35 protein-coding genes are annotated in these 24,906 nt (G+C 54.8%); all 35 read left to right on the top strand.

Going from position 1 to position 24,906, the window contains the following annotated elements:
• Nucleotides 1-24: 24 nt before the first annotated feature.
• The 35 genes from rpoC to bfr all read left to right on the top strand — a co-directional run bounded on the left by rpoC (nucleotide 25) and on the right by bfr (nucleotide 24,897).
• On the top strand, nucleotides 25-4,224 hold the full coding sequence (rpoC, locus tag ACM6I5_RS14625) for a DNA-directed RNA polymerase subunit beta' (RefSeq protein WP_017341073.1): 4,200 nt from the start codon (nucleotides 25-27) through the stop codon (nucleotides 4,222-4,224).
• 216 nt (nucleotides 4,225-4,440) lie between these two features.
• A complete protein-coding gene (gene rpsL, locus ACM6I5_RS14620; RefSeq protein ID WP_002555494.1) occupies nucleotides 4,441-4,812 on the top strand; it encodes a 30S ribosomal protein S12 in 372 nt (123 codons plus the stop codon).
• A 119-nt stretch (nucleotides 4,813-4,931) separates the two neighbouring features.
• Entirely contained in the window at nucleotides 4,932-5,402 is a 471-nt protein-coding gene (gene rpsG, locus ACM6I5_RS14615; protein ID WP_002555493.1) for a 30S ribosomal protein S7, read from the top strand.
• A gap of 30 nt (nucleotides 5,403-5,432) precedes the next feature.
• Nucleotides 5,433-7,538, top strand: coding sequence for an elongation factor G (gene fusA / locus ACM6I5_RS14610; RefSeq protein ID WP_017341072.1), 2,106 nt, complete (start codon nucleotides 5,433-5,435; stop codon nucleotides 7,536-7,538).
• Nucleotides 7,539-7,569: 31 nt separating this feature from the next.
• Nucleotides 7,570-8,763 carry an elongation factor Tu gene (gene tuf, locus ACM6I5_RS14605; protein WP_052909674.1) on the top strand — a complete coding sequence of 398 codons (1,194 nt, stop codon included), beginning with the start codon at nucleotides 7,570-7,572 and terminating at the stop codon, nucleotides 8,761-8,763.
• Between the two features lie 156 nt (nucleotides 8,764-8,919).
• The gene (gene rpsJ / locus ACM6I5_RS14600) at nucleotides 8,920-9,231 is read left to right on the top strand and encodes a 30S ribosomal protein S10 (RefSeq protein WP_003186070.1); all 312 of its coding nucleotides are present in this window, start codon (nucleotides 8,920-8,922) and stop codon (nucleotides 9,229-9,231) included.
• An 80-nt stretch (nucleotides 9,232-9,311) separates the two neighbouring features.
• The gene (rplC, locus tag ACM6I5_RS14595; protein ID WP_003186059.1) at nucleotides 9,312-9,947 is read left to right on the top strand and encodes a 50S ribosomal protein L3; all 636 of its coding nucleotides are present in this window, start codon (nucleotides 9,312-9,314) and stop codon (nucleotides 9,945-9,947) included.
• A gap of 12 nt (nucleotides 9,948-9,959) precedes the next feature.
• The gene (gene rplD / locus ACM6I5_RS14590; RefSeq protein WP_007896707.1) at nucleotides 9,960-10,562 is read left to right on the top strand and encodes a 50S ribosomal protein L4; all 603 of its coding nucleotides are present in this window, start codon (nucleotides 9,960-9,962) and stop codon (nucleotides 10,560-10,562) included.
• A complete protein-coding gene (gene rplW / locus ACM6I5_RS14585; protein ID WP_002555488.1) occupies nucleotides 10,559-10,858 on the top strand; it encodes a 50S ribosomal protein L23 in 300 nt (99 codons plus the stop codon). The genes rplD and rplW overlap by 4 nt, the downstream gene beginning before the upstream one ends.
• A 14-nt stretch (nucleotides 10,859-10,872) precedes the next feature.
• A complete protein-coding gene (gene rplB / locus ACM6I5_RS14580) occupies nucleotides 10,873-11,697 on the top strand; it encodes a 50S ribosomal protein L2 (RefSeq protein WP_003210080.1) in 825 nt (274 codons plus the stop codon).
• Between the two features lie 16 nt (nucleotides 11,698-11,713).
• A complete protein-coding gene (gene rpsS, locus ACM6I5_RS14575) occupies nucleotides 11,714-11,989 on the top strand; it encodes a 30S ribosomal protein S19 (RefSeq protein ID WP_002555486.1) in 276 nt (91 codons plus the stop codon).
• A gap of 13 nt (nucleotides 11,990-12,002) precedes the next feature.
• Complete coding sequence (gene rplV / locus ACM6I5_RS14570; RefSeq protein WP_003103908.1) at nucleotides 12,003-12,335, top strand: 50S ribosomal protein L22; 333 nt, start codon at nucleotides 12,003-12,005, stop codon at nucleotides 12,333-12,335.
• Between the two features lie 13 nt (nucleotides 12,336-12,348).
• Entirely contained in the window at nucleotides 12,349-13,035 is a 687-nt protein-coding gene (gene rpsC / locus ACM6I5_RS14565) for a 30S ribosomal protein S3 (protein ID WP_003176422.1), read from the top strand.
• A 12-nt stretch (nucleotides 13,036-13,047) separates the two neighbouring features.
• Complete coding sequence (rplP, locus tag ACM6I5_RS14560; protein WP_007896757.1) at nucleotides 13,048-13,461, top strand: 50S ribosomal protein L16; 414 nt, start codon at nucleotides 13,048-13,050, stop codon at nucleotides 13,459-13,461.
• On the top strand, nucleotides 13,461-13,652 hold the full coding sequence (gene rpmC / locus ACM6I5_RS14555; RefSeq protein WP_008030901.1) for a 50S ribosomal protein L29: 192 nt from the start codon (nucleotides 13,461-13,463) through the stop codon (nucleotides 13,650-13,652). The genes rplP and rpmC overlap by 1 nt, the downstream gene beginning before the upstream one ends.
• A gap of 2 nt (nucleotides 13,653-13,654) precedes the next feature.
• Entirely contained in the window at nucleotides 13,655-13,921 is a 267-nt protein-coding gene (gene rpsQ, locus ACM6I5_RS14550) for a 30S ribosomal protein S17 (protein ID WP_003176419.1), read from the top strand.
• Nucleotides 13,922-13,944: 23 nt separating this feature from the next.
• On the top strand, nucleotides 13,945-14,313 hold the full coding sequence (gene rplN / locus ACM6I5_RS14545) for a 50S ribosomal protein L14 (protein ID WP_002555479.1): 369 nt from the start codon (nucleotides 13,945-13,947) through the stop codon (nucleotides 14,311-14,313).
• A gap of 11 nt (nucleotides 14,314-14,324) precedes the next feature.
• Entirely contained in the window at nucleotides 14,325-14,639 is a 315-nt protein-coding gene (gene rplX, locus ACM6I5_RS14540) for a 50S ribosomal protein L24 (protein WP_003176416.1), read from the top strand.
• Nucleotides 14,640-14,661: 22 nt separating this feature from the next.
• On the top strand, nucleotides 14,662-15,201 hold the full coding sequence (gene rplE / locus ACM6I5_RS14535; protein ID WP_003176415.1) for a 50S ribosomal protein L5: 540 nt from the start codon (nucleotides 14,662-14,664) through the stop codon (nucleotides 15,199-15,201).
• 13 nt (nucleotides 15,202-15,214) lie between these two features.
• Nucleotides 15,215-15,520: a 30S ribosomal protein S14 gene (gene rpsN / locus ACM6I5_RS14530; RefSeq protein ID WP_003176414.1), complete on the top strand. Its 306-nt coding sequence runs from the start codon at nucleotides 15,215-15,217 to the stop codon at nucleotides 15,518-15,520.
• A gap of 210 nt (nucleotides 15,521-15,730) precedes the next feature.
• On the top strand, nucleotides 15,731-16,123 hold the full coding sequence (rpsH, locus tag ACM6I5_RS14525; RefSeq protein WP_003186040.1) for a 30S ribosomal protein S8: 393 nt from the start codon (nucleotides 15,731-15,733) through the stop codon (nucleotides 16,121-16,123).
• A 12-nt stretch (nucleotides 16,124-16,135) separates the two neighbouring features.
• Complete coding sequence (rplF, locus tag ACM6I5_RS14520; protein ID WP_003176412.1) at nucleotides 16,136-16,669, top strand: 50S ribosomal protein L6; 534 nt, start codon at nucleotides 16,136-16,138, stop codon at nucleotides 16,667-16,669.
• Between the two features lie 10 nt (nucleotides 16,670-16,679).
• On the top strand, nucleotides 16,680-17,030 hold the full coding sequence (gene rplR / locus ACM6I5_RS14515) for a 50S ribosomal protein L18 (protein ID WP_017341069.1): 351 nt from the start codon (nucleotides 16,680-16,682) through the stop codon (nucleotides 17,028-17,030).
• Nucleotides 17,031-17,033: 3 nt separating this feature from the next.
• Nucleotides 17,034-17,534: a 30S ribosomal protein S5 gene (gene rpsE, locus ACM6I5_RS14510; RefSeq protein ID WP_007943782.1), complete on the top strand. Its 501-nt coding sequence runs from the start codon at nucleotides 17,034-17,036 to the stop codon at nucleotides 17,532-17,534.
• Nucleotides 17,535-17,536: 2 nt separating this feature from the next.
• Nucleotides 17,537-17,713 (top strand): 50S ribosomal protein L30, encoded by a 177-nt coding sequence (rpmD, locus tag ACM6I5_RS14505; protein ID WP_003186033.1) that lies wholly within the window; start codon nucleotides 17,537-17,539, stop codon nucleotides 17,711-17,713.
• A 3-nt stretch (nucleotides 17,714-17,716) separates the two neighbouring features.
• Entirely contained in the window at nucleotides 17,717-18,154 is a 438-nt protein-coding gene (rplO, locus tag ACM6I5_RS14500) for a 50S ribosomal protein L15 (RefSeq protein WP_007896782.1), read from the top strand.
• Complete coding sequence (gene secY / locus ACM6I5_RS14495) at nucleotides 18,155-19,483, top strand: preprotein translocase subunit SecY (protein ID WP_008073883.1); 1,329 nt, start codon at nucleotides 18,155-18,157, stop codon at nucleotides 19,481-19,483. It abuts the gene before it with no gap.
• A gap of 27 nt (nucleotides 19,484-19,510) precedes the next feature.
• The gene (gene rpmJ, locus ACM6I5_RS14490) at nucleotides 19,511-19,627 is read left to right on the top strand and encodes a 50S ribosomal protein L36 (RefSeq protein ID WP_002555468.1); all 117 of its coding nucleotides are present in this window, start codon (nucleotides 19,511-19,513) and stop codon (nucleotides 19,625-19,627) included.
• A gap of 130 nt (nucleotides 19,628-19,757) precedes the next feature.
• Nucleotides 19,758-20,114 carry a 30S ribosomal protein S13 gene (gene rpsM, locus ACM6I5_RS14485; protein ID WP_003186020.1) on the top strand — a complete coding sequence of 119 codons (357 nt, stop codon included), beginning with the start codon at nucleotides 19,758-19,760 and terminating at the stop codon, nucleotides 20,112-20,114.
• 30 nt (nucleotides 20,115-20,144) lie between these two features.
• The gene (gene rpsK / locus ACM6I5_RS14480) at nucleotides 20,145-20,534 is read left to right on the top strand and encodes a 30S ribosomal protein S11 (protein WP_002555466.1); all 390 of its coding nucleotides are present in this window, start codon (nucleotides 20,145-20,147) and stop codon (nucleotides 20,532-20,534) included.
• Nucleotides 20,535-20,552: 18 nt separating this feature from the next.
• Nucleotides 20,553-21,173 (top strand): 30S ribosomal protein S4, encoded by a 621-nt coding sequence (gene rpsD / locus ACM6I5_RS14475; protein WP_003210056.1) that lies wholly within the window; start codon nucleotides 20,553-20,555, stop codon nucleotides 21,171-21,173.
• A gap of 22 nt (nucleotides 21,174-21,195) precedes the next feature.
• Nucleotides 21,196-22,197 carry a DNA-directed RNA polymerase subunit alpha gene (locus ACM6I5_RS14470; protein WP_003186012.1) on the top strand — a complete coding sequence of 334 codons (1,002 nt, stop codon included), beginning with the start codon at nucleotides 21,196-21,198 and terminating at the stop codon, nucleotides 22,195-22,197.
• Nucleotides 22,198-22,239: 42 nt separating this feature from the next.
• Complete coding sequence (rplQ, locus tag ACM6I5_RS14465; RefSeq protein ID WP_007943777.1) at nucleotides 22,240-22,626, top strand: 50S ribosomal protein L17; 387 nt, start codon at nucleotides 22,240-22,242, stop codon at nucleotides 22,624-22,626.
• Between the two features lie 202 nt (nucleotides 22,627-22,828).
• Complete coding sequence (locus tag ACM6I5_RS14460) at nucleotides 22,829-24,283, top strand: catalase (RefSeq protein ID WP_414884126.1); 1,455 nt, start codon at nucleotides 22,829-22,831, stop codon at nucleotides 24,281-24,283.
• A gap of 149 nt (nucleotides 24,284-24,432) precedes the next feature.
• Nucleotides 24,433-24,897 (top strand): bacterioferritin, encoded by a 465-nt coding sequence (gene bfr, locus ACM6I5_RS14455; protein WP_008030905.1) that lies wholly within the window; start codon nucleotides 24,433-24,435, stop codon nucleotides 24,895-24,897.
• Nucleotides 24,898-24,906: the final 9 nt, after the last annotated feature.

Below are 24,906 nucleotides of genomic sequence, written 5' to 3'. Positions count from 1 at the left end.
TCTGCTCCGCCAGGAGGAAAGGCCTTGAAAGACCTACTGAATTTGCTGAAAAACCAGGGTCAAGTCGAAGAGTTCGACGCCATCCGTATTGGATTGGCATCGCCTGAGATGATCCGTTCGTGGTCGTTCGGTGAAGTTAAAAAGCCGGAAACCATCAACTACCGTACGTTCAAACCTGAGCGTGACGGCCTGTTCTGCGCCAAGATCTTTGGCCCGGTAAAGGATTACGAGTGCCTGTGCGGTAAGTACAAGCGCTTGAAGCATCGTGGTGTGATCTGCGAGAAGTGCGGCGTTGAAGTCGCGCTGGCTAAAGTTCGTCGTGAGCGCATGGCGCACATCGAACTGGCCTCGCCAGTTGCCCACATCTGGTTCCTGAAATCGCTGCCGTCGCGTATCGGTTTGCTGATGGACATGACCCTGCGTGATATCGAGCGCGTTCTCTACTTCGAGAGCTATGTCGTTATCGATCCAGGCATGACCACCCTTGAAAAGGGTCAGCTGCTGAACGACGAGCAGTATTTCGAAGCGCTGGAAGAGTTCGGCGACGATTTCGATGCCCGCATGGGTGCCGAAGCTGTCCGCGAACTGCTGCACGCTATCGACCTGGAACACGAGATTGGCCGTCTGCGTGAAGAAATTCCGCAAACCAACTCCGAAACCAAAATCAAGAAGCTGTCCAAGCGTCTGAAGTTGATGGAAGCCTTCCAGGGTTCCGGCAACCTTCCAGAATGGATGGTGCTGACCGTTCTGCCGGTTCTGCCGCCAGATCTGCGTCCACTGGTCCCGCTGGATGGCGGTCGCTTCGCGACTTCCGACCTCAACGATCTTTATCGTCGAGTGATCAACCGTAACAACCGCTTGAAGCGCCTGCTGGATCTGTCCGCTCCGGACATCATCGTGCGCAACGAAAAGCGTATGTTGCAGGAAGCCGTCGACGCACTGCTCGACAACGGTCGTCGTGGTCGCGCCATCACCGGTTCGAACAAGCGTCCTCTGAAATCCCTGGCTGACATGATCAAGGGTAAGCAGGGTCGTTTCCGTCAGAACTTGCTCGGTAAGCGTGTTGACTACTCCGGCCGTTCGGTAATTACCGTAGGTCCGACCCTGCGTCTGCACCAGTGCGGTCTGCCGAAGAAAATGGCTCTCGAGCTGTTCAAGCCGTTCATTTTCGGCAAGCTGGAAATGCGTGGTCTCGCGACCACCATCAAAGCAGCCAAGAAGATGGTCGAGCGCGAGCTGCCGGAAGTTTGGGACGTTCTCGCTGAAGTGATCCGTGAACACCCGGTTCTCCTCAACCGTGCACCGACCCTTCACCGTCTGGGTATCCAGGCGTTCGAACCAGTACTGATCGAAGGTAAGGCTATCCAGCTGCACCCTCTGGTCTGTGCTGCGTACAACGCCGACTTCGACGGCGACCAAATGGCCGTGCACGTACCGCTGACGCTGGAAGCCCAGCTGGAAGCGCGTGCGTTGATGATGTCGACCAACAACATTCTGTCGCCAGCCAACGGTGAGCCAATCATCGTTCCTTCGCAGGACGTTGTATTGGGTCTGTACTACATGACTCGTGAAGCGATCAACGCCAAGGGCGAAGGTCGTGTGTTCGCGGATCTGCAGGAAGTTGACCGTGTGTTCCGTGCCGGCGAAGCCGCACTGCACGCCAAGGTCAAAGTGCGGATCAACGAAACCGTTAACGATCGTGACGGTGGCAGCGTCAAGAACACCCGTATCGTCGACACCACTGTCGGCCGTGCGCTGTTGTTCCAGGTTGTTCCACCTGGCCTGTCGTACGACGTCGTCAACCAGCCGATGAAGAAAAAGGCGATCTCCAAGCTGATCAACCAATGCTATCGCGTGGTTGGTTTGAAAGAGACCGTGATCTTCGCTGACCAGTTGATGTACACCGGTTTTGCTTATTCGACCATTTCCGGCGTTTCCATCGGTGTTAACGACTTCGTTATCCCGGATGAAAAAGCCCGCATCATCGGTGCTGCCACCGACGAAGTGAAAGAGATCGAAAGTCAGTACGCCTCCGGCCTGGTAACCCAGGGCGAGAAGTACAACAAAGTGATCGACCTTTGGTCCAAGGCGAACGACGAAGTTTCCAAGGCGATGATGGCCAACCTCTCGAAAGAGAAAGTCATCGACCGTCATGGCGTCGAAGTCGACCAAGAGTCTTTCAACTCGATGTACATGATGGCCGACTCGGGTGCACGGGGTTCTGCTGCGCAGATCCGTCAGCTGGCCGGTATGCGTGGCCTGATGGCCAAGCCGGACGGTTCCATCATCGAAACGCCGATTACTGCGAACTTCCGTGAAGGTTTGAGCGTACTTCAGTACTTCATCTCGACTCACGGTGCTCGTAAAGGTCTGGCGGATACCGCGTTGAAAACTGCGAACTCCGGTTACCTGACTCGTCGTCTGGTAGACGTGGCGCAGGATCTGGTTGTGACCGAGATCGATTGCGGCACCGAGCATGGCCTGGTAATGACTCCGCACATTGAAGGCGGTGACGTTGTTGAGCCATTGGGTGAGCGCGTATTGGGTCGTGTCATTGCCCGTGACGTATTCAAGCCAGGTACCGAAGAAGTTATCGTTCCTGCCGGCACGCTGGTAGACGAGAAGTGGGTCGAGTTCATCGAGCTGAACAGCATCGACGAAGTGATCGTGCGTTCGCCGATCAGCTGCGAAACCCGCTACGGCATCTGCGCCAAGTGCTATGGCCGTGACTTGGCTCGTGGTCACCAGGTGAACATCGGTGAAGCGGTCGGCGTTATCGCTGCCCAGTCCATCGGTGAGCCGGGTACCCAGCTGACCATGCGTACGTTCCACATCGGTGGTGCGGCAAGCCGGACCTCCGCAGCCGACAGCGTTCAGGTGAAGAATGGCGGTACCGTCCGTCTGCACAACCTGAAACACGTTGAGCGAGTGGATGGCTGCCTGGTAGCTGTATCCCGTTCCGGTGAGCTGGCAATCGCTGATGACTTCGGTCGTGAGCGCGAGCGCTACAAGCTGCCGTACGGTGCTGTGATTTCGGTTAAGGAAGGTGACAAGGTCGACGCTGGCGCAATCGTGGCCAAGTGGGATCCGCACACTCACCCAATCGTTACCGAAATGAAAGGTACCGTGACCTACGTGGGCATGGAAGAAGGCATCACGATCAAGCGTCAGACTGACGAATTGACCGGTATGACCAACATTGAAGTACTCGACGCCAAAGACCGTCCAGCTGCCGGTAAAGATATCCGTCCTGCTGTGAAGATGGTTGATGACAACGGCAAGGATCTCTTGCTGCCGGGTACCGATGTAATTGCTCAGTACTTCCTGCCTGCCAACGCCCTTGTCGGTGTGGCGGACGGTGCGAAAATCGCGATCGGTGATGTTATCGCTCGTATTCCGCAAGAGACTTCGAAGACCCGTGACATCACCGGTGGTCTGCCGCGTGTTGCCGACTTGTTCGAAGCCCGTCGTCCGAAAGAAGCCTCGATTCTGGCTGAAGTCAGCGGCACCATCGCGTTCGGTAAAGAGACCAAAGGCAAGCGCCGTCTGGTTATCACCCCGAACGACGGTAGCGATCCGTACGAAGAGCTGATTCCGAAGTGGCGCCACCTGAACGTCTTCGAAGGCGAACAGGTAAACCGCGGCGAAGTTATCTCCGACGGCCCGAGCGATCCACACGACATCCTGCGTCTGCTGGGTGTGAGTGCGCTGGCCAAGTACATCGTGAACGAGATCCAGGACGTTTATCGTCTGCAAGGCGTGAAGATCAACGACAAGCACATCGAGACCATCCTGCGTCAGATGCTGCGTAAAGTTGAGATCGCTGAATCCGGCGATTCCAGTTTCATCAAGGGCGACCAGATGGAATTGACTCACGTTCTGGTAGAGAACGAGCGTCTGGCTGGCGACGAGAAATTCGTTTCCAAGTTCACTCGCGTACTGTTGGGTATCACCAAGGCATCGCTGTCCACCGAATCGTTCATCTCGGCGGCTTCCTTCCAGGAAACCACTCGCGTACTGACCGAAGCGGCGGTAACCGGCAAACGCGACTACCTGCGCGGCCTGAAAGAAAACGTCGTCGTGGGTCGTCTGATCCCGGCGGGTACCGGTCTGGCTTATCACAGCGAGCGTAAGCGCCGCCGTGATGCTGACAAACCGTTGCGCGTAAGCGCCAGTGAAGTGGAAGCTGCACTGACCGAAGCGCTGAACTCGAGCGGTAACTGAGTTCTGCGATAAATGAGTGTGAGGCCCTGGCCATTCCGTTCATCGAATCGAGACAAATTGTCGAGGTTGGATGAGTGGGGAGGTCGGGGCCTTGCCTTGACTGGGGGCAAGATCCTCTTTAGACTCTTGTACCCCTAAATTTGGCGGGAATTCGTTCCTGCCATTTTGCTTTTCTTGCAAGACAATAGCGTCGCAAGACAACAGTGGAGCTAGTAGATGGCAACTATCAACCAGCTGGTACGTCAGCCGCGTAAGCGTATCGTCGAGAAATCCGACGTGCCTGCGCTGCAGAACTGCCCGCAACGTCGTGGCGTATGCACCCGTGTGTATACCACTACGCCGAAAAAACCTAACTCGGCACTGCGTAAAGTATGCCGTGTGCGTCTGACCAACGGTTTCGAGGTTTCCTCGTACATCGGCGGTGAAGGCCACAACCTGCAAGAGCACAGCGTCGTACTGATTCGTGGCGGCCGTGTAAAAGACTTGCCAGGTGTTCGTTACCACACCGTTCGCGGTTCTTTGGATACTTCCGGCGTTAAAGGTCGTAACCAGGGTCGTTCGAAGTACGGTACCAAGAAGCCTAAGTAGTAGTGGCTTTTTGTAAAAACTGAATCATCTATTTTTCTGAGTCGATAAGAGTAAGGTCGGAGGCGTCCCGAAAGGGCACCGATTCCGAGCGAACCTGAAGACCGTTTGAGGGCTTATCCATGCCAAGAAGACGCGTAGCAGCCAAGCGCGAAGTGCTTGACGATCCAAAATACGGCAGCCAGATCCTGGCCAAGTTCATGAACCACGTGATGGAAAGCGGCAAGAAAGCCGTTGCCGAGCGTATCGTTTATGGCGCGCTGGAAAAGGTTAAAGAACGCAAGAACAGCGACCCCCTGGAAATCTTCGAGAAAGCTCTCGACGCCATCGCTCCGCTGGTCGAAGTAAAGTCGCGCCGTGTAGGCGGTGCTACTTACCAGGTTCCGGTCGAAGTTCGTCCGTCCCGTCGTAACGCTCTGGCAATGCGCTGGTTGGTAGACTTCGCCCGTAAGCGCGGCGAGAAGTCTATGGCTCTGCGTTTGGCTGGCGAACTGTTGGACGCTGCTGAAGGTAAAGGTGCTGCAGTTAAGAAGCGTGAAGACGTGCACCGTATGGCTGAGGCCAACAAGGCTTTCTCGCACTACCGCTTCTAATTTTAGCGTCACTAATTTTGCGAGGGCTTTATGGCTCGTACAACACCGATTAATCGCTACCGTAACATTGGTATCGTAGCTCACGTGGATGCTGGTAAAACCACCACCACCGAGCGCGTCCTTTTTTACACTGGCAAAAGTCACAAAATGGGCGAGGTGCATGACGGCGCCGCGACCACCGACTGGATGGTGCAGGAGCAGGAGCGTGGTATTACCATTACTTCTGCTGCCATTACCGCCTTCTGGCAGGGTTCCGAGAAGCAGCACAAAGACCAATACCGCTTCAACGTCATCGACACCCCGGGCCACGTTGACTTCACTATTGAAGTTGAACGTTCCCTGCGTGTTCTCGACGGCGCGGTTGTTGTGTTCTGCGGTACCTCGGGTGTTGAGCCTCAGTCGGAAACCGTATGGCGTCAGGCCAACAAATACGGCGTTCCACGTCTTGTTTACGTAAACAAGATGGACCGTGCTGGTGCGAACTTCCTGCGCGTGATCGGTCAGATCAAGCAGCGTCTGGGTCACACCCCGGTGCCAATCCAGTTGGCTATCGGTTCCGAAGACAATTTCCAGGGTCAGATCGATCTGATGGCCATGGAAGCTGTTTACTGGAATGACTCCGACAAAGGCATGGTTCCTGTTCGCAAGCCTATCCCTGCTGAATTGCAGGAACTGGCTGACGAATGGCGCGGCAACATGATTGAGGCTGCAGCCGAAGCCAGCGAAGAGCTGATGAACAAGTACCTCGAAGGTGAAGAACTCACCAACGCGGAAATCAAGGCCGCTCTGCGTCAGCGTACTATCGCTGGCGAGATCGTTCTGGCTGTTTGCGGTTCTTCCTTCAAGAACAAGGGTGTTCCCCTGGTTCTCGACGCCGTTATCGACTACCTGCCTGCTCCTACCGACATTCCTGCCATCAAGGGTACTGACCCGGATGACGAGACCAAGGAAATGGAGCGTCACGCAGACGACAGCGAGCCGTTCTCGGCTCTGGCGTTCAAGATCGCTACCGACCCATTCGTGGGTACCTTGACCTTCGTCCGCGTTTACTCGGGCGTGTTGGCCTCCGGCGACGGCGTGATCAACTCGGTTAAAGGCAAGAAAGAGCGCGTGGGTCGTATGGTGCAAATGCACGCAAACGCCCGTGAAGAAATCAAGGAAGTACGCGCTGGTGACATCGCGGCCTTGATCGGCATGAAGGACGTCACCACGGGTGAAACTTTGTGCAACGCTGACAAGCCAATCATCCTGGTTCGCATGGACTTCCCGGAGCCGGTTATTTCGGTTGCCGTTGAGCCTAAGACCAAGGACGACCAGGAAAAAATGGGTATCGCTCTGGGCAAACTTGCTCAGGAAGATCCATCTTTCCGCGTCAAGACTGATGAAGAGACTGGTCAAACGATCATCTCCGGCATGGGCGAGTTGCACCTGGACATCCTGGTAGACCGGATGCGCCGTGAGTTCAACGTCGAAGCCAACATCGGTAAGCCTCAAGTTTCGTACCGTGAGCGCATCACGAAGAGCTGCGAAATTGAAGGCAAGTTCGTTCGTCAGTCCGGCGGTCGTGGCCAGTTCGGTCACTGCTGGATTCGTTTTGCTCCTGCTGACGAAGGTCAGGAAGGTCTGCAATTCCTGAACGAAGTAGTGGGTGGTGTGGTTCCTAAGGAATACATCCCGGCTATCCAGAAGGGTATCGAAGAGCAGATGAAGAACGGCGTAGTTGCCGGCTATCCGCTGATCGGCCTGAAGGCTACCGTGTTTGATGGTTCCTACCACGACGTCGACTCCAACGAGATGGCGTTTAAGGTGGCTGCTTCCATGGCGACCAAGCAACTGGCCCAGAAGGGCGGTGGTGAGTTGCTTGAGCCGATCATGGCGGTAGAGGTTGTTACGCCTGAAGACTATATGGGTGACGTGATGGGCGACCTTAACCGTCGTCGCGGCATGATCCTGGGTATGGAAGACACGGTCTCCGGCAAAGTAATTCGTGCTGAAGTTCCGCTGGGTGAGATGTTCGGTTATGCGACCGACGTCCGTTCCATGTCCCAAGGTCGCGCAAGCTACTCTATGGAATTCAAAAAATACAATACGGCTCCGTCGCACATCGTCGAAACCGTTACCAAAAAACAAGGCTGATTCAGCCCCTTTAGGCTAGGAGTTAATTGTCGTGGCTAAAGAAAAATTTGATCGTTCCCTACCGCACGTCAACGTTGGCACCATCGGTCACGTTGACCATGGTAAAACCACTCTGACTGCTGCTCTGACTCGCGTCTGCTCCGAAGTTTTCGGTTCGGCTGTTGTTGCTTTCGACAAAATCGACAGCGCTCCAGAAGAAAAGGCTCGTGGTATCACCATCAACACCGCGCACGTTGAATACAACTCGCTGATCCGTCACTACGCTCACGTTGACTGCCCAGGTCACGCTGACTATGTGAAGAACATGATCACCGGTGCTGCTCAGATGGACGGCGCTATCCTGGTTTGCTCGGCCGCTGATGGTCCGATGCCACAAACCCGTGAGCACATCCTGCTGTCCCGCCAGGTTGGCGTTCCGTACATCGTTGTCTTCCTGAACAAGGCTGACATGGTTGACGACGCTGAGCTGCTGGAACTGGTTGAGATGGAAGTGCGCGACCTGCTGAGCACTTACGACTTCCCAGGTGACGACACTCCGATCATCATCGGTTCGGCTCTGATGGCTCTGAACGGCCAAGACGACAACGAAATGGGCACCACTGCCGTTCGTAAACTGGTTGAGACTCTGGACAGCTACATTCCGGATCCAGTTCGTGTTATCGACAAGCCGTTCCTGATGCCAATCGAAGACGTATTCTCGATCTCCGGTCGCGGTACTGTTGTAACTGGTCGTATCGAGCGCGGTATCGTCAAGGTTCAGGATCCACTGGAAATCGTTGGTCTGCGTGACACTACCGTCACCACCTGCACCGGTGTTGAAATGTTCCGTAAGCTGCTCGACGAAGGTCGTGCTGGCGAGAACTGCGGCGTTCTGCTGCGTGGTACCAAGCGTGACGATGTTGAGCGTGGCCAGGTTCTGGTTAAGCCAGGTTCGGTTAAGCCGCACACCAAGTTCGAAGCTGAAGTCTACGTTCTGAGCAAAGAAGAAGGCGGTCGTCATACTCCGTTCTTCAAAGGCTACCGTCCACAGTTCTACTTCCGTACTACTGACGTGACTGGTAACTGCGAACTGCCGGAAGGCGTTGAAATGGTAATGCCAGGCGACAACATCAAAATGGTTGTCACCCTGATCAAGACCATCGCAATGGAAGACGGTCTGCGTTTCGCTATCCGTGAAGGCGGTCGTACCGTCGGCGCTGGCGTCGTAGCCAAAATCATCGAGTAAGCTCTTTTTGAGTAAGCTTTGATGAGTTGAAAAAGCCCCCGCTTAGCGGGGGCTTTTTTATTGGGTTGACACCTATCTGGGGCGTCTATAGAATTGCGCCTCCTTTTAACGGGCGTATTGCGCCCGGTGGGAATAGCAGCCGGAGTCTGAAATCCAATGCAAAATCAGCAAATCCGTATCAGGTTGAAGGCTTTTGACCATCGCCTGATCGACCAATCCACCCAGGAAATCGTGGAAACCGCGAAACGTACTGGTGCTCAAGTGCGTGGTCCAATTCCACTGCCTACCCGTAAAGAGCGGTTCACCGTTCTGGTCTCCCCGCACGTCAACAAAGACGCGCGTGACCAGTACGAGATCCGTACTCATAAGCGCGTTCTGGACATCGTCCAGCCAACGGATAAAACCGTTGATGCTCTTATGAAGCTTGATCTTGCGGCCGGTGTGGAAGTGCAGATCAGCCTCGGCTAAGACTCGGTCTTAGTCGTGTAACGCTCTGAAATGGGCGGCCATAGCGGGTGAAAGCCCCGTACACTCATGAGGTTTACAACATGACTATTGGTGTAGTCGGTCGTAAATGCGGTATGACCCGTATTTTCACCGAAGAAGGTGTCTCCATTCCGGTCACGGTCATTGAGATCGAGCCGAATCGCGTCACCCAGTTCAAAACTGAAGAGACCGATGGCTATCGTGCAGTGCAAGTCACTGTAGGCGAGCGTCGTGCTTCGCGTGTAACAGCTGCTCAGGCTGGCCACTTCGCTAAGGCGAACGTAGCCGCTGGTCGTACCGTAATGGAATTCCGTCTTGAAGAAGGCGAGTACCAGGCCGGCGATCTGATCAACGCTGAAATCTTCGCCGCTGGTCAACTGGTTGATGTAACCGGTCAGTCCAAGGGTAAAGGCTTCCAGGGTACGATCAAGCGTTGGAACTTCCGCGGGCAAGATAATACCCACGGTAACTCCGTGTCCCACCGCGTTCCAGGCTCTATCGGCCAGTGCCAGACTCCTGGTCGTGTATTCAAGGGCAAAAAAATGTCCGGTCATATGGGCGCTGAGCGCGTGACCGTGCAGTCCCTCGAAGTAGTGCGCGTGGACGCTGAACGCAATCTGTTGTTGGTCAAGGGTGCTGTTCCTGGCGCTACTGGCGGCAACTTGGTTGTACGTCCAGCAGCCAAGGCTCGCGGTTAAGGGGAAGCTGACATGCAATTAAATGTAAATGACGCTCAAGCGATCGAAGTTTCCGAACTGACATTTGGCGGCGAATTCAACGAGACGCTGGTTCACCAAGCAGTCGTGGCCTACATGGCTGGCGGCCGTCAAGGTAGCAAGCAGCAAAAGACCCGTTCCGACGTTCGTGGTGGCGGTAAGCGCCCATGGCGTCAGAAAGGTACTGGCCGTGCTCGTGCCGGTACTATCCGTAGCCCAATCTGGCGTGGCGGCGGTACCACTTTCGCAGCTCGTCCTCAGGATCACACCCAGAAGCTGAACAAGAAGATGTATCGCGCAGCAATGCGTTCCATCCTTGCTGAGCTGGTGCGTACTGATCGTCTGGTTGTGGTTCAGGACTTCGCTGTTGATGCACCGAAGACCAAAGATCTGCTGAACAAACTGACCGGCATGGGCCTGACTGACGTCTTGATCGTGTCTGAAGTAGTTGATCAGAACCTGTACCTGGCTGCTCGTAACCTGCCACACGTTGATGTACGTGACGTGCAAGGTTCCGATCCAGTTAGTCTGATCGCATACGACAAGGTGTTGATCACTGTGTCGGCCGTGAAGAAATTCGAGGAGCTGCTGGGATGAACCAGGAACGCGTATTTAAAGTTCTGCTTGGCCCGCACGTTTCCGAGAAGGCTACGGTTCTGGCTGACAAGAAAGGCCAGTTCGTTTTCAAGGTTGCAACTGACGCAACCAAGCTGGAAATCAAGAAGGCCGTCGAAAGCCTGTTCAGCGTGAAAGTAGAGCGTGTTACTACCCTGAATGTTCTGGGTAAGAGCAAGCGCACTGCTCGCGGTCTGGGCAAGCGTAATGACTGGAAGAAGGCAGTTATCTCCCTTCAGCCAGGCCAAGATCTCGATTTCAGCAGCAGTGCTGAGTAAGGAAGGGGTGCATCATGGCAATCGTTAAATGCAAACCGACTTCCCCTGGCCGCCGTTTTGTGGTCAAGGTGGTCAACCAGGAGCTGCATAAAGGCGCTCCTCACGCACCGCTGCTCGAGAAAAAATCGAAGACTGGTGGTCGTAACAACAATGGTCGTATTACCACTCGTCACATCGGTGGTGGCCATAAGCAGCATTATCGTCTGGTCGATTTCCGTCGCAACGACAAAGATGGCATCGCTGCCACTGTCGAGCGTATCGAATACGATCCAAACCGTACTGCTCACATCGCTCTGCTGCTGTACGCAGATGGCGAGCGTCGCTACATCATCGCCCCTAAAGGCGTGAGTGCTGGCGACCAGCTGATCGCAGGTGCTCTGGCACCGATCAAGCCGGGCAACGCTCTGCAACTGCGTAACATTCCAGTTGGTAGCACCGTACACGGCATCGAATTGAAGCCAGGTAAAGGCGCGCAAATCGCTCGTTCCGCTGGTGCTTCGGCTCAGCTGATCGCTCGTGAAGGTGTCTACGTGACCCTGCGTCTGCGTTCTGGTGAGATGCGTAAAGTGCTGGCTGAATGCCGCGCGACCCTGGGTGAAGTCTCGAACTCCGAGCACAGCCTGCGTTCGCTGGGTAAAGCTGGTGCCAAACGCTGGCGTGGCGTTCGCCCAACCGTTCGTGGTGTTGCCATGAACCCGGTTGACCACCCACATGGTGGTGGTGAAGGTCGTACCTCTGGTGGTCGTCATCCGGTATCGCCATGGGGCTTCCCGACTAAGGGCGCGAAGACTCGTGGTAATAAGCGTACCGACAAAATGATCGTCCGTCGTCGCAAGTAAATAGAGGGATACGACAGTGCCACGTTCTCTGAAAAAAGGTCCTTTTATTGATCTTCACCTACTGAAGAAGATCGAAGTGGCGGCGGAAAAGAACGATCGCAAACCAGTTAAAACCTGGTCGCGTCGTTCGATGATCCTGCCACAAATGGTCGGTCTGACCATTGCAGTGCATAACGGTCGTCAACATGTTCCAGTTCTCGTGAACGAAGACATGGTCGGCCACAAACTGGGCGAGTTTGCCGGTACCCGCACATATCGTGGGCACGTGGCAGACAAGAAAGCCAAGCGTTAAGGGGTAAGGAACGATGGAAGTAGCCGCTAAGTTGTCGGGCGCTCGAATCTCCGCCCAGAAAGCCCGCTTGGTCGCCGACCAGATCCGCGGGAAGAAGGTGGGCGAAGCGCTCAACCTGTTGGCTTTCAGCAGTAAGAAAGCCGCCGAGATCATGAAGAAAGTGCTGGAGTCGGCCGTAGCCAACGCCGAGCATAACGAAGGCGCAGACGTTGATGACCTTAAAGTCAGCACCGTTTTCGTCAACGAAGGGCGTTCGCTGAAGCGAATCATGCCACGTGCCAAAGGCCGTGCTGATCGCATCGTCAAGCGGTCTTGCCATATCACTGTCAAGGTTGCTGACAAGTAACGGAGTCGAAGAGATGGGTCAGAAAGTACATCCCATTGGCATTCGCCTGGGAATCGTCAAGGAGCACACCTCCGTCTGGTACGCAGACGGTCGGACTTATGCGGACTATTTGTTCGCTGATCTGAAGGTGCGTGAGTATCTCCAAGACAAACTAAAAAGCGCGTCCGTAAGCCGTATCGATATCCATCGTCCGGCTCAAACTGCACGTATCACCATCCACACCGCTCGTCCAGGTATCGTTATCGGGAAGAAAGGTGAAGATGTTGAGAAACTGCGTCAGGACCTGACCAAGCAAATGGGTGTGCCTGTGCACATCAATATCGAAGAAATCCGCAAGCCGGAGCTCGACGGTATGTTGGTTGCGCAGAGCGTAGCTCAGCAGCTGGAGCGTCGCGTAATGTTCCGTCGCGCTATGAAGCGCGCTGTACAGAACGCCATGCGCATTGGTGCCAAAGGCATCAAAATCCAAGTGAGCGGTCGTCTCGGCGGTGCTGAAATCGCACGTACTGAATGGTATCGCGAAGGTCGTGTGCCACTGCACACCCTGCGTGCCGACATCGACTATGCCAACTACGAAGCTCACACCACTTACGGTGTGATCGGTGTAAAGGTTTGGATCTTCAAGGGCGAAGTAATTGGTGGTCGCCAAGAAGAACTGAAACCACAAGCACCAGCGCCTCGTAAAAAAGCTGCTAAGTAAGGGGTACGCCAAATGTTGCAACCAAAGCGTACGAAGTTCCGCAAGCAGATGACAGGCCACAACCGTGGTCTGGCTCAGCGCGGTAGCAAAGTCAGCTTCGGCGAGTTCGCGCTGAAGTCTGTAGCTCGTGGTCGTCTCACCGCTCGTCAGATCGAGTCAGCGCGTCGTGCACTGACCCGTCACGTTAAACGTGGCGGCAAGATCTGGATCCGTGTATTCCCGGACAAGCCTATTTCCAAAAAGCCCCTCGAAGTTCGGATGGGTAAAGGTAAGGGTAGTGTGGAGTACTGGGTTGCCCAGATTCAGCCAGGCAAAGTCCTGTATGAAATCGAGGGCGTTTCTGAAGAGCTGGCGCGTGAGGCTTTTGCCCTGGCTGCTGCAAAGCTGCCGCTCGCCACCGCTTTTGTTAAACGGACGGTGATGTGATGAAAGCGAACGAACTTCGTGAAAAAGACGCGCCGCAGCTTAACGAGCAACTGCTCGGCCTGCTGCGCGACCAGTTCAATCTGCGTATGCAGAAAGCAACTGGCCAGTTGGGGCAGTCTCACCTGCTCCGGCAAGTTAAGCGTGACATCGCTCGCGTGAAGACTGTGCTCAAACAGCAGGCAGGTAAGTAATCATGGCTGAAGCCGAAAAAACCGTCCGTACGCTGACTGGCCGTGTTGTCAGCGACAAAATGGACAAGACCATCACCGTTCTGATTGAGCGTCGCGTAAAGCACCCGATCTACGGTAAATACGTTAAGCGTTCGACTAAGCTGCACGCGCACGACGAAACCAATCAGTGCCACATCGGCGACAAAGTCACTATTCGTGAAACTCGTCCTTTGGCCAAGACCAAGTCTTGGGCGCTGGTTGATGTTCTCGAACGCGCTGTGGAAGTCTAAGGACTAGGGGTCGGAGAAATTATATGATTCAGACTCAATCCATGCTCGATGTGGCCGATAACAGCGGCGCACGCCGCGTTATGTGCATCAAGGTGCTGGGTGGCTCCCATCGTCGTTACGCTGGTATCGGTGACATCATCAAAGTTACCGTGAAGGAAGCAATTCCTCGCGGTAAAGTGAAAAAAGGCCAAGTGATGACTGCTGTTGTAGTCCGCACTCGTCACGGCGTACGTCGTGCTGATGGCTCCATTATCCGCTTTGATGGCAACGCTGCTGTTCTTCTGAACAACAAGCAAGAGCCGATCGGCACCCGTATCTTTGGGCCAGTGACCCGTGAACTTCGTACTGAGAAGTTCATGAAGATCGTCTCGCTCGCCCCAGAAGTGCTGTAAGGAGATCCGACATGCAAAAGATTCGTCGTGACGACGAGATCATCGTGATCGCCGGCAAAGACAAAGGTAAGCGCGGTAAGGTGCTTAAGGTTCTCGCTAACAACCGTCTGGTTATTGGCGGTCTGAACCTGGTAAAGCGTCATACCAAGCCTAACCCTATGTCGGGCGTGCAAGGCGGTATCGTCGAAAAAGAAGCTCCACTGGATGCTTCTAACGTCGCCATTTTCAACGGCGAAACCAACAAGGCTGATCGCGTTGGTTTTAAAGTAGAAGACGGCAAGAAAATTCGTGTCTTCAAGTCGACCCAAAAAGCGGTTGATGCTTGAACACTGCTAGGTAGATGAGACCATGGCACGACTAAAAGAGATTTACTGGAAGGAAATCGCACCGAAGCTTAAGGAAGAACTTAAGCTTTCGAACGTGATGGAAGTTCCACGCGTTACAAAAATCACCCTGAACATGGGTCTGGGCGAAGCGGTCGGTGACAAAAAAGTCATCGAGCACGCTGTTGCTGACCTGGAAAAGATCACCGGCCAGAAAGTCGTTGTGACCTACGCTCGGAAATCCATCGCTGGCTTTAAAGTCCGTGAAGGTTGGCCGATCGGCGTCAAAGTGACCCTGCGCCGTGAGCGTATGTATGAATTCCTGGATCGTCTGCTGTCGATCTCCCTGCCTCGGGTTCGCGACTTCCGCGGCCTGAATGCCAAGTCCTTCGATGGTCGTGGTAACTACAGCATGGGCGTTAAAGAGCAGATCATCTTCCCGGAAATCGACTACGACAAGATCGATGCTCTCCGCGGTCTGGACATTACCCTGACCACCACTGCCAAGAACGATGACGAAGGTCGCGCCCTGTTGCGTGCTTTCAAATTCCCGTTCCGCAACTGATTGGAGTAGGAAAATGGCCAAGATGAGCATGAAAAACCGCGAGCTGAAGCGTCAGCTCACGGTTGCCAAGTACGCCAAAAAGCGTGCAGCACTGAAAGCTATCATCGTTGATCTGAACGCAAGTCCAGAAGCACGTTGGGAAGCTACAGTCGCTCTGCAGAAGCAGCCACGTGACGCAAGCGCTTCGCGCATGCGTAACCGCTGCCGCCTGACCGGTCGTCCACACGGCGTTTACCGCAAGTTCGGCCTCGGCCGTAACAAACTGCGTGAAGCGGCCATGCGTGGTGACGTACCTGGTCTGGTTAAAGCCAGCTGGTAAGCACTGTCAAAGTCTCGGTGTTCGGGATCGCAAGATCCTGACCGCCGGTGACCTTGAACTTGAATCAAGCCCCTTTTGGGGCTTGATTCATTTGTGGGGTGTGTCTAGAATACCCGGCTCGCCTGAGCCCGTGCTTTTTTCGCGCGGATGTACTCGGCGACACGTAGTAGCCGCAAGGCTAATTTTTTGTGTATTAGGAGCGTCTAGCCCATGAGTATGCAGGACCCGTTAGCGGACATGCTAACTCGAATCCGTAATGCCCAGATGGCTGAAAAGTCCGTCGTAAGCATGCCATCTTCTACTTTGAAGGTGGCTGTTGCCAAAGTCCTGAAGGACGAAGGTTACATTGCGGGTTATCAGATCAGCAGCGAAATCAAGCCACTGCTGTCCATCGAGCTGAAGTACTTCGAAGGCCGTCCGGTCATCGAGGAAGTGAAGCGCGTTAGCCGTCCAGGCCTGCGTCAGTACAAGTCCGTCGATGATCTGCCAAAAGTTCGTGGCGGTCTCGGTGTGTCTATCGTCTCCACCAACAAAGGTGTGATGACGGATCGTGCTGCGCGCGCTGCCGGTGTCGGCGGCGAAGTTCTTTGCACTGTGTTCTAAGGGGGGATAAGCATGTCACGCGTCGCTAAGAACCCCGTTAAGCTGCCAGCCGGTGTCGAAGTCAAATTCGCAGGCCAACAGCTTTCGGTGAAGGGTGCCAAGGGCACTCTCGAACTGAACATCCATTCGTCCGTTGAGATCGTTGAAGAAGCTGGTGAGCTGCGTTTCGCTGCTCGCAATGGCGATCAACAAACTCGCGCAATGGCTGGTACCACTCGTGCGTTGGTAAACAACATGGTCCAAGGCGTAAGCCAAGGCTTCGAGCGTAAGCTCCAGCTGGTCGGTGTTGGTTACAAAGCGCAAGCAAAAGGCACAGTGCTGAACCTGGCTCTTGGCTTCTCGCACCCAGTGGATTATGAACTGCCGGAAGGCATCACCGCTGAGACTCCTAGCCAGACCGATATCCTGATCAAGGGCATCGATAAGCAGCTGGTAGGTCAAGTGGCCGCCGAGATCCGCGACTTCCGTCCACCAGAGCCGTACAAAGGCAAAGGTGTGCGCTACGCGGACGAAGTCGTCCGTCGTAAAGAAGCCAAGAAGAAGTAGGGCATAGCAAATGACCGACAAAAAAGTTACTCGACTGCGTCGCGCTCGCAAAGCACGCCTGAAAATGCACGAACTCGAAGTCGTGCGTCTCTGCGTGTTCCGCTCGTCGCAGCACATCTACGCCCAGGTCATTTCGGCCGACGGCGCCAAAGTTCTGGCATCTGCCTCGACTTTGGATAAAGAACTGCGTGATGGTGCTACTGGCAACATCGACGCGGCCACTAAGGTTGGCCAGCTGGTCGCTACGCGTGCTAAGGCCGCTGGCGTCTCGCAAGTGGCTTTCGACCGCTCTGGCTTCAAGTACCACGGCCGCGTTAAAGCGCTGGCTGATGCTGCTCGTGAAGCTGGGCTGGAGTTCTAAGTTATGTCAAATAACGACCAAAAGCGCGACGAAGGCTACATCGAGAAGCTGGTTCAAGTTAACCGCGTAGCCAAAACCGTTAAAGGCGGCCGTATCTTCACTTTCACCGCGTTGACCGTGGTTGGTGATGGTAAAGGGCGTGTTGGCTTCGGCCGTGGCAAGTCACGTGAAGTGCCTGCTGCGATCCAGAAGGCAATGGAAGCTGCTCGTCGCAACATGATCCAAGTTGATCTGAACGGCACCACTCTGCAGTACGCAATGAAGTCCGGTCACGGCGCTTCGAAGGTGTACATGCAGCCTGCATCTGAAGGTACCGGTATCATCGCTGGCGGCGCTATGCGTGCTGTCCTCGAAGTTGCTGGCGTTCAGAACGTTCTGGCCAAGTGCTACGGCTCGACTAACCCGGTAAACGTGGTTCACGCCACTTTCAAAGGTTTGAAAGCTATGCAGTCTCCTGAATCCATTGCCGCCAAGCGTGGCAAAAGCGTCAAGGAGATCTTCTGATCATGGCTACCGTTAAAGTTACGCTGATCAAAAGCATGACCGGCCGCATCCCTAACCACAAACTGTGCGTTAAGGGTCTGGGTCTGCGTCGCATCGGTCACACTGTAGAAGTACTTGATACTCCCGAGAATCGCGGGATGATCAACAAGGCTTACTACATGCTGCGTGTCGAGGGTTAATCGATGAAACTCAATGATCTGAGTCCAGCGCCGGGTTCCCGTCGCGAAAAGCATCGTCCGGGCCGTGGTATCGGTAGTGGTTTGGGCAAGACCGGTGGCCGTGGCCACAAAGGTCAGTCCTCCCGCTCCGGTGGCACCATTGCTCCAGGCTTTGAAGGCGGTCAACAGCCGCTGCATCGTCGCCTGCCGAAGTTCGGTTTCGTTTCCCTGAAAGCCATGGATCGCGCAGAAGTGCGTTTGTCCGAGCTGGCTAAAGTGGAAGGCGACATCGTCACCGTGCAGTCCTTGAAAGATGCCAACGTGATCAACGTCAACGTACAGCGTGTGAAAATCATGCTGTCCGGCGAAGTGACTCGCGCTGTTACCATCGGAAAGGGAATCGGCGCCACCAAAGGTGCGCGTGCGGCTATCGAAGCAGCTGGCGGCAAGTTCGAGGAATAAATGGCTAAGCAAGGTGCTCTCTCTGCGCTCGGCAAAGGCGGTATGTCTGAACTCTGGGCTCGTCTGCGTTTTCTGTTCCTGGCGATTATCGTCTACCGAATAGGCGCACACATCCCGGTTCCAGGTATCAACCCGGACCGACTCGCGGACCTGTTTCGACAGAATGAGGGGACCATTCTTAGCTTGTTCAACATGTTTTCCGGCGGCGCGCTGGAGCGGATGAGCATCTTTGCACTGGGGATCATGCCGTACATCTCGGCATCGATCATCATGCAACTGATGACAGCCGTCAGCCCGCAGCTGGAGCAGTTGAAGAAGGAAGGTGAAGCTGGGCGTCGCAAGATTGCCCAGTACACCCGCTACGGCACTGTCGTCCTCGCTCTCGTTCAGGCAATTGGCATGTCCATTGGTCTGGCGGGGCAGGGCGTATCGTTCACTGGTGACTTTGGCTTCCATTTCGTCGCGGTATCCACTTTTGTGGCTGGTGCGATGTTCATGATGTGGCTGGGTGAGCAGATTACTGAGCGTGGTGTTGGCAACGGTATCTCGATGTTGATTTTCGCAGGTATCGTCGCCGGTCTTCCGAGAGCGATCGGGCAGTCTTTCGAGTCTGCACGTCAGGGTGATATCAACATTTTTGCCCTGGTTGCCATCGGTTTGCTGGCAGTAGCGATTATCGGTTTTGTGGTGTTCATTGAGCGTGGCCAGCGTCGTATTGCTGTTCACTACGCCAAGCGTCAGCAGGGCCGGAAGGTCTTCGCTGCGCAGACTAGCCACTTGCCGCTGAAGGTGAACATGGCCGGTGTTATTCCGGCTATTTTCGCGAGCAGCATTTTGCTGTTCCCGGCTTCGTTGGGTACCTGGTTCGGTCAGTCTGAAGGTATGGGCTGGTTGCAGGACATCTCGCAGTCGATCGCTCCTGGTCAGCCGTTGAATATTCTGCTGTTTAGTGCAGGGATTATTTTCTTCTGCTTCTTCTATACGGCGTTGATGTTCAATCCGAAAGACGTAGCGGAAAACCTGAAGAAGTCCGGTGCCTTTATTCCGGGCATCCGTCCAGGTGAGCAGTCGGCACGCTACATTGATGGCGTTCTGACTCGTTTAACCCTGTTCGGTGCTCTATATATGACGGCCGTGTGTCTGCTTCCCCAGTTCCTGGTGGTTGCGGCAAACGTACCGTTCTACCTTGGCGGGACCTCGTTGCTGATCGTCGTCGTGGTTGTGATGGACTTCATGTCCCAAGTACAATCGCACCTCGTTTCGCACCAGTACGAATCCCTGATGAAGAAAGCCAACCTGAAGGGTTACGGCAGCGGCATGTTGCGCTGAGTACCCATAAGGTTCGAGGAGTTGGTGATGAAAGTTCGTGCATCGGTGAAAAAGCTGTGCCGTAACTGCAAGATTATTCGCCGCGAAGGTGTTGTTCGAGTAATTTGCAGCGCGGAACCGCGTCACAAACAGCGCCAAGGCTGAGTGTGATTGTGCTTCAAGCCCGGTAGCTAGTGCGCTACCGGGTTGATTATTTGTTATTACAGCGATATTATCTCGCGCCCTATTTCTTGGCTTCCGGGGCGTAGGTAGCTGTCAATTGGAGTCCCACTGAATGGCCCGTATTGCAGGCGTTAACATTCCAGATAACAAGCATACTGTTATCTCGCTGACCTACATCTATGGTGTTGGTCGCACTACTGCACAGAAGATCTGTGCAGTGACTGGGGTAAACCCAGCCGCAAAGATCAAGGATCTGAGCGACGAGCAGATTGAACAGCTGCGTGGCGAAGTGGCGAAGTTCACCACTGAAGGTGACCTGCGTCGCGAAATCAACATGAAAATCAAGCGTTTGATGGACCTCGGTTGCTATCGCGGTCTGCGTCATCGTCGTGGTCTTCCAGTGCGCGGTCAGCGTACCAAGACTAACGCGCGTACCCGTAAAGGTCCGCGTAAGCCGATCCGCAAGTAATCGCCCCAGCGAATCGACAGGAAATTAATCATGGCTAAACCTGCTGCTCGTCCTCGTAAAAAAGTTAAAAAGACAGTGGTTGATGGCATCGCCCACATCCATGCTTCTTTTAACAACACAATCGTGACCATCACCGACCGTCAAGGCAACGCTCTTTCCTGGGCTACCTCCGGTGGTTCGGGTTTCCGCGGTTCCCGCAAGTCCACCCCGTTTGCTGCTCAAGTAGCTGCTGAACGTGCTGGTCAAGCTGCGCTGGAATACGGTCTGAAAAACCTCGACGTTAACGTCAAAGGTCCAGGCCCAGGTCGTGAATCTGCAGTCCGCGCTTTGAACGGCTGTGGCTACAAGATCGCCAGCATCACCGACGTGACGCCAATCCCGCACAACGGGTGCCGTCCGCCGAAGAAGCGCCGCGTGTAATCCAGGAGATTGTAAAGAATGGCTCGTTACATTGGTCCAAAATGCAAACTCGCTCGTCGCGAAGGCACCGATCTCTTTCTGAAGAGCGGCGTGCGCGCGATCGAATCGAAGTGCAACATTGAAGCAGCACCTGGTATCCACGGCCAACGCCGCGGTCGCCAGTCCGATTACGGCACCCAACTGCGTGAAAAGCAGAAGGTCCGTCGTATCTACGGCGTTCTCGAGCGTCAATTCAGCGGCTACTACAAAGAAGCTGCTGGCAAGAAAGGTGCAACTGGTGAGAACCTGCTGCAACTGCTCGAATGCCGTCTGGACAACGTTGTATACCGTATGGGTTTTGGCTCTACTCGTGCCGAATCCCGTCAGCTGGTATCGCACAAATCCGTCAGCGTTAACGGTCAGACCGTAAACGTGCCGTCGTACCAGGTTCGTGCTGGTGACGTGGTCGCGATTCGCGAGAAAGCAAAGAACCAACTTCGCATTGTCCAAGCTCTCGATCTGTGTGCCCAACGTGGCCGCGTAGAATGGGTAGAAGTAGACACTGAGAAGAAGTCGGGCGTTTTCAAGAACGTTCCAGCTCGCAGTGATCTGTCCGCCGACATCAACGAAAGCCTGATTGTCGAGCTCTACTCCAAGTAAGGGCTAGAAAATAGGTGCATCCATGCAGATTTCGGTAAATGAGTTCCTGACACCCCGCCATATTGATGTGCAGGTTGTCAGTCCAACCCGCGCCAAGATCACTCTCGAGCCTCTCGAGCGTGGTTTCGGCCACACCCTGGGCAACGCGCTGCGACGCATCCTGTTGTCCTCAATGCCCGGCTGTGCAGTAGTCGAGGCCGAGATTGACGGTGTACTCCATGAGTACAGCGCCATCGAAGGCGTACAGGAAGACGTAATTGAAATCCTGTTGAACCTTAAAGGTCTGGCTATCAAGCTGCACGGTCGTGACGAAGTTACGCTGACCTTGTCGAAGAAGGGTTCGGGGGTGGTTACCGCTGCCGATATTCAGCTGGATCATGATGTCGAGATCGTTAACCCCGATCACGTAATCGCTAACCTGGCGTCTAACGGCGCCCTGAACATGAAGCTCACCGTAGCTCGTGGTCGTGGTTATGAACCGGCAGACTCGCGTCAGAGCGATGAAGACGAAAGCCGCAGCATCGGTCGCTTGCAGCTTGACTCTTCGTTCAGCCCGGTTCGCCGTATCGCATACGTGGTGGAAAACGCCCGTGTCGAGCAGCGTACTAACCTGGACAAGCTGGTTATTGATCTGGAAACCAACGGTACCCTGGATCCTGAAGAGGCTATTCGCCGCGCTGCAACCATCCTGCAACAGCAGTTGGCTGCGTTCGTCGACCTTAAAGGTGACAGTGAGCCTGTGGTTGTCGAGCAGGAAGACGAGATCGATCCGATCCTGCTTCGCCCGGTTGACGATCTGGAACTGACTGTACGTTCGGCTAACTGCCTTAAGGCGGAAAACATCTACTACATCGGTGACCTGATTCAGCGTACCGAAGTAGAGCTGTTGAAGACTCCGAACCTTGGCAAGAAATCCTTGACTGAAATCAAGGACGTTCTGGCCTCCCGCGGTCTGTCCCTCGGCATGCGCCTCGACAACTGGCCGCCTGCAAGTCTTAAGAAGGACGACAAGGCGACTGCCTGATCGTCGTAATCACCGAACGTCGTGTTTGGTAAGGAATGAACCATGCGTCATCGTAAAAGTGGTCGTCACCTGAGCCGCACTAGCTCGCACCGCAAGGCCATGTTTCAAAACATGGCAGTGTCGCTGTTCGAGCACGAGCTGATCAAAACTACACTGCCGAAAGCTAAAGAACTGCGTCGCGTTGCTGAGCCGCTGATCACTTTGGCCAAGACAGACAGCCTGGCTAACCGCCGTCTGGCTTTCGACCGTACTCGTTCGAAAGCTATCGTTGGTAAGCTCTTCAACGACCTGGGCAAGCGTTACGCTACCCGTGAGGGTGGCTACCTGCGCATCCTCAAGTGCGGTTTCCGCACTGGCGACAACGCGCCTATGGCGTACGTCGAGTTGGTTGATCGTGCTACCGGCGGTGAAGCTGTATCCGCTGAGTAAGACGTCAGTCTGAAACGAAAAACCGGGCCCTGTGCCCGGTTTTTTGTGGGCGATTGAAAAGTTTTGCCCTTAACGGCTCGCTTCGTTAGTTATTTTCTATCGAAGCCTGCAGGTTAATGAATTAGTAGGTGTAACGTTTCTGATCGATACTCCCTCTCAGCCGATTAGCCGGCAGTTAAAGACTGACAGAGGAAGAGATCGCATGAGCCAAAATAAAATACTTACGACCGCCAGTGGCGCTCCTGTCGCCGACAACCAGAATTCTCGTTCTGCCGGCCCTCGTGGCCCATTGCTCCTCGACGACTTCCACCTGATCGAGAAGCTTGCGCACTTCAACCGTGAAAACATCCCGGAGCGCCGCGTGCACGCCAAAGGCTCGGGTGCTTACGGTACGTTCACCGTCACGCGTGACATCACCGAGTACACCAGTGCCAAGCTGTTTGAATCGGTTGGCAAGCAAACCCCAACGTTCCTGCGGTTTTCCACCGTAGGCGGTGAGCGCGGTTCGGCCGATACAGAGCGGGATCCACGTGGCTTCGCCCTGAAGTTCTACACCGAGGAAGGCAACTGGGACATCGTAGGCAACAACACGCCGGTGTTCTTCATTCGCGATCCGCTCAAATTTCCGGACTTTATCCACACTCAAAAACGCCTGCCTCAGAGCAACCTGAAAAGCGCGCAGATGATGTGGGACTTCTGGTCGCACTCGCCTGAGGCGCTGCACCAGGTCACCATCCTGTTTTCGGACCGTGGCATTCCTGACGGCTACCGTCACATGCACGGGTTCGGCAGCCACACCTACAGCCTGATCAACGCCAGCGGCGAGCGTCACTGGGTGAAGTGGCACTACAAGACCCAGCAAGGTATCAAGAACCTGGCGCCGGCAGAGGCTGCACGCCTGGCGGGTACCGATCCGGATTACGCTCAGCGCGACTTGTTTGGTGCAATTGAGCGCGGTGATTTCCCTAAATGGCGCGTATGCATTCAGATCATGACTGAGGCCCAGGCTGCGGCGCACCACGAGAACCCTTTCGACGTGACCAAGACCTGGTCGCAGAAAGAGTTTCCACTGATCGAAGTCGGGGAGCTGGAGCTCAACCGTAATCCGCTGAACTACTTCGCTGAAGTCGAGCAGGCGGCGTTCGCTCCGAGCAACATGGTGCCGGGTGTCGGCCTGTCGCCAGACCGCATGCTGCAAGGCCGCGTGTTCGCTTATGCAGATGCGCACCGCTACCGTGTAGGCACCAACCACCAGCAGCTGCCGGTGAATGCGCCTCGCAGCCCGGTCAACGGCTACCAGCGTGATGGTTCCATGGCCTTTGGCAGCAATGGCGGCGCTACGCCGAACTATGAGCCGAACAGCTACGTCGATTCGCCAAAACAAGCGTCTCGCTATGCTGAGCCAGCTCTGGCATTGAATGGCGCGGCTGATCGTTACGATCATCGCGAAGACAACGACTACTACAGCCATGCCGGTGCGCTGTTCCGGCTCATGAATGATGAACAGAAGGCGCTCTTGGTCAACAACATTGCCGGGGCGATGTCTGGTGTTTCAAGCGATGTGGTTGATCGCCAATTGCAGCATTTCTTCAAGGCCGACCCGGCGTATGGAGAAGCAATCGCAAAGGCTCTTAACGTACAGCTTAACGAAGTCTAAACGAGAAGCAGAACCGCCCTCATCTGGGCGGTTTTTGCGCTATTTAAACCACTTTTCTCAGAATATCTTCGCTTTTATCGCGCTAACACAGTGACCAAACAGTCGCTGTGGTTCAAACTACAGACTTTCAAGCAGGGAGATGTAGGGCGATGCAAGGCCACCCAGACGTAATCGATTACCTCAACACGTTGCTGACCGGCGAACTGGCCGCCCGTGATCAATATTTCGTTCACTCGCGGATGTATGAGGACTGGGGATTCACCAAGCTCTACGAACGAATCAACCACGAGATGGAAGAGGAAGCAGGGCACGCCGATGCCCTGATGCGCCGGATCCTGATGCTGGAAGGCACGCCACGCATGCGTCCAGACGATCTCGATGTCGGCACCACGGTACCGGACATGCTCGCTGCCGATCTGCGTCTGGAATACAAAGTCCGTGCCGCACTCTGCAAGGGCATCGAACTCTGCGAGCAGCACAAGGACTACGTCAGCCGCGAGATGCTGCGCATTCAGTTGAACGATACCGAAGAAGATCACACCTACTGGCTCGAGAAGCAGTTGGGTCTGATCAAGTTGATCGGTCTTGAGAATTACCTGCAATCTCACACCTGATTGCACCCG

The sequence above is a fragment of the Pseudomonas sp. IT-P171 genome (genome assembly GCF_949767765.1).
Classification (GTDB): domain Bacteria; phylum Pseudomonadota; class Gammaproteobacteria; order Pseudomonadales; family Pseudomonadaceae; genus Aquipseudomonas; species Aquipseudomonas fluorescens_B.
The sequence above is the reverse complement of the archived record's forward strand: the minus strand, read 5'-3'. Positions and strand labels throughout refer to the sequence as shown.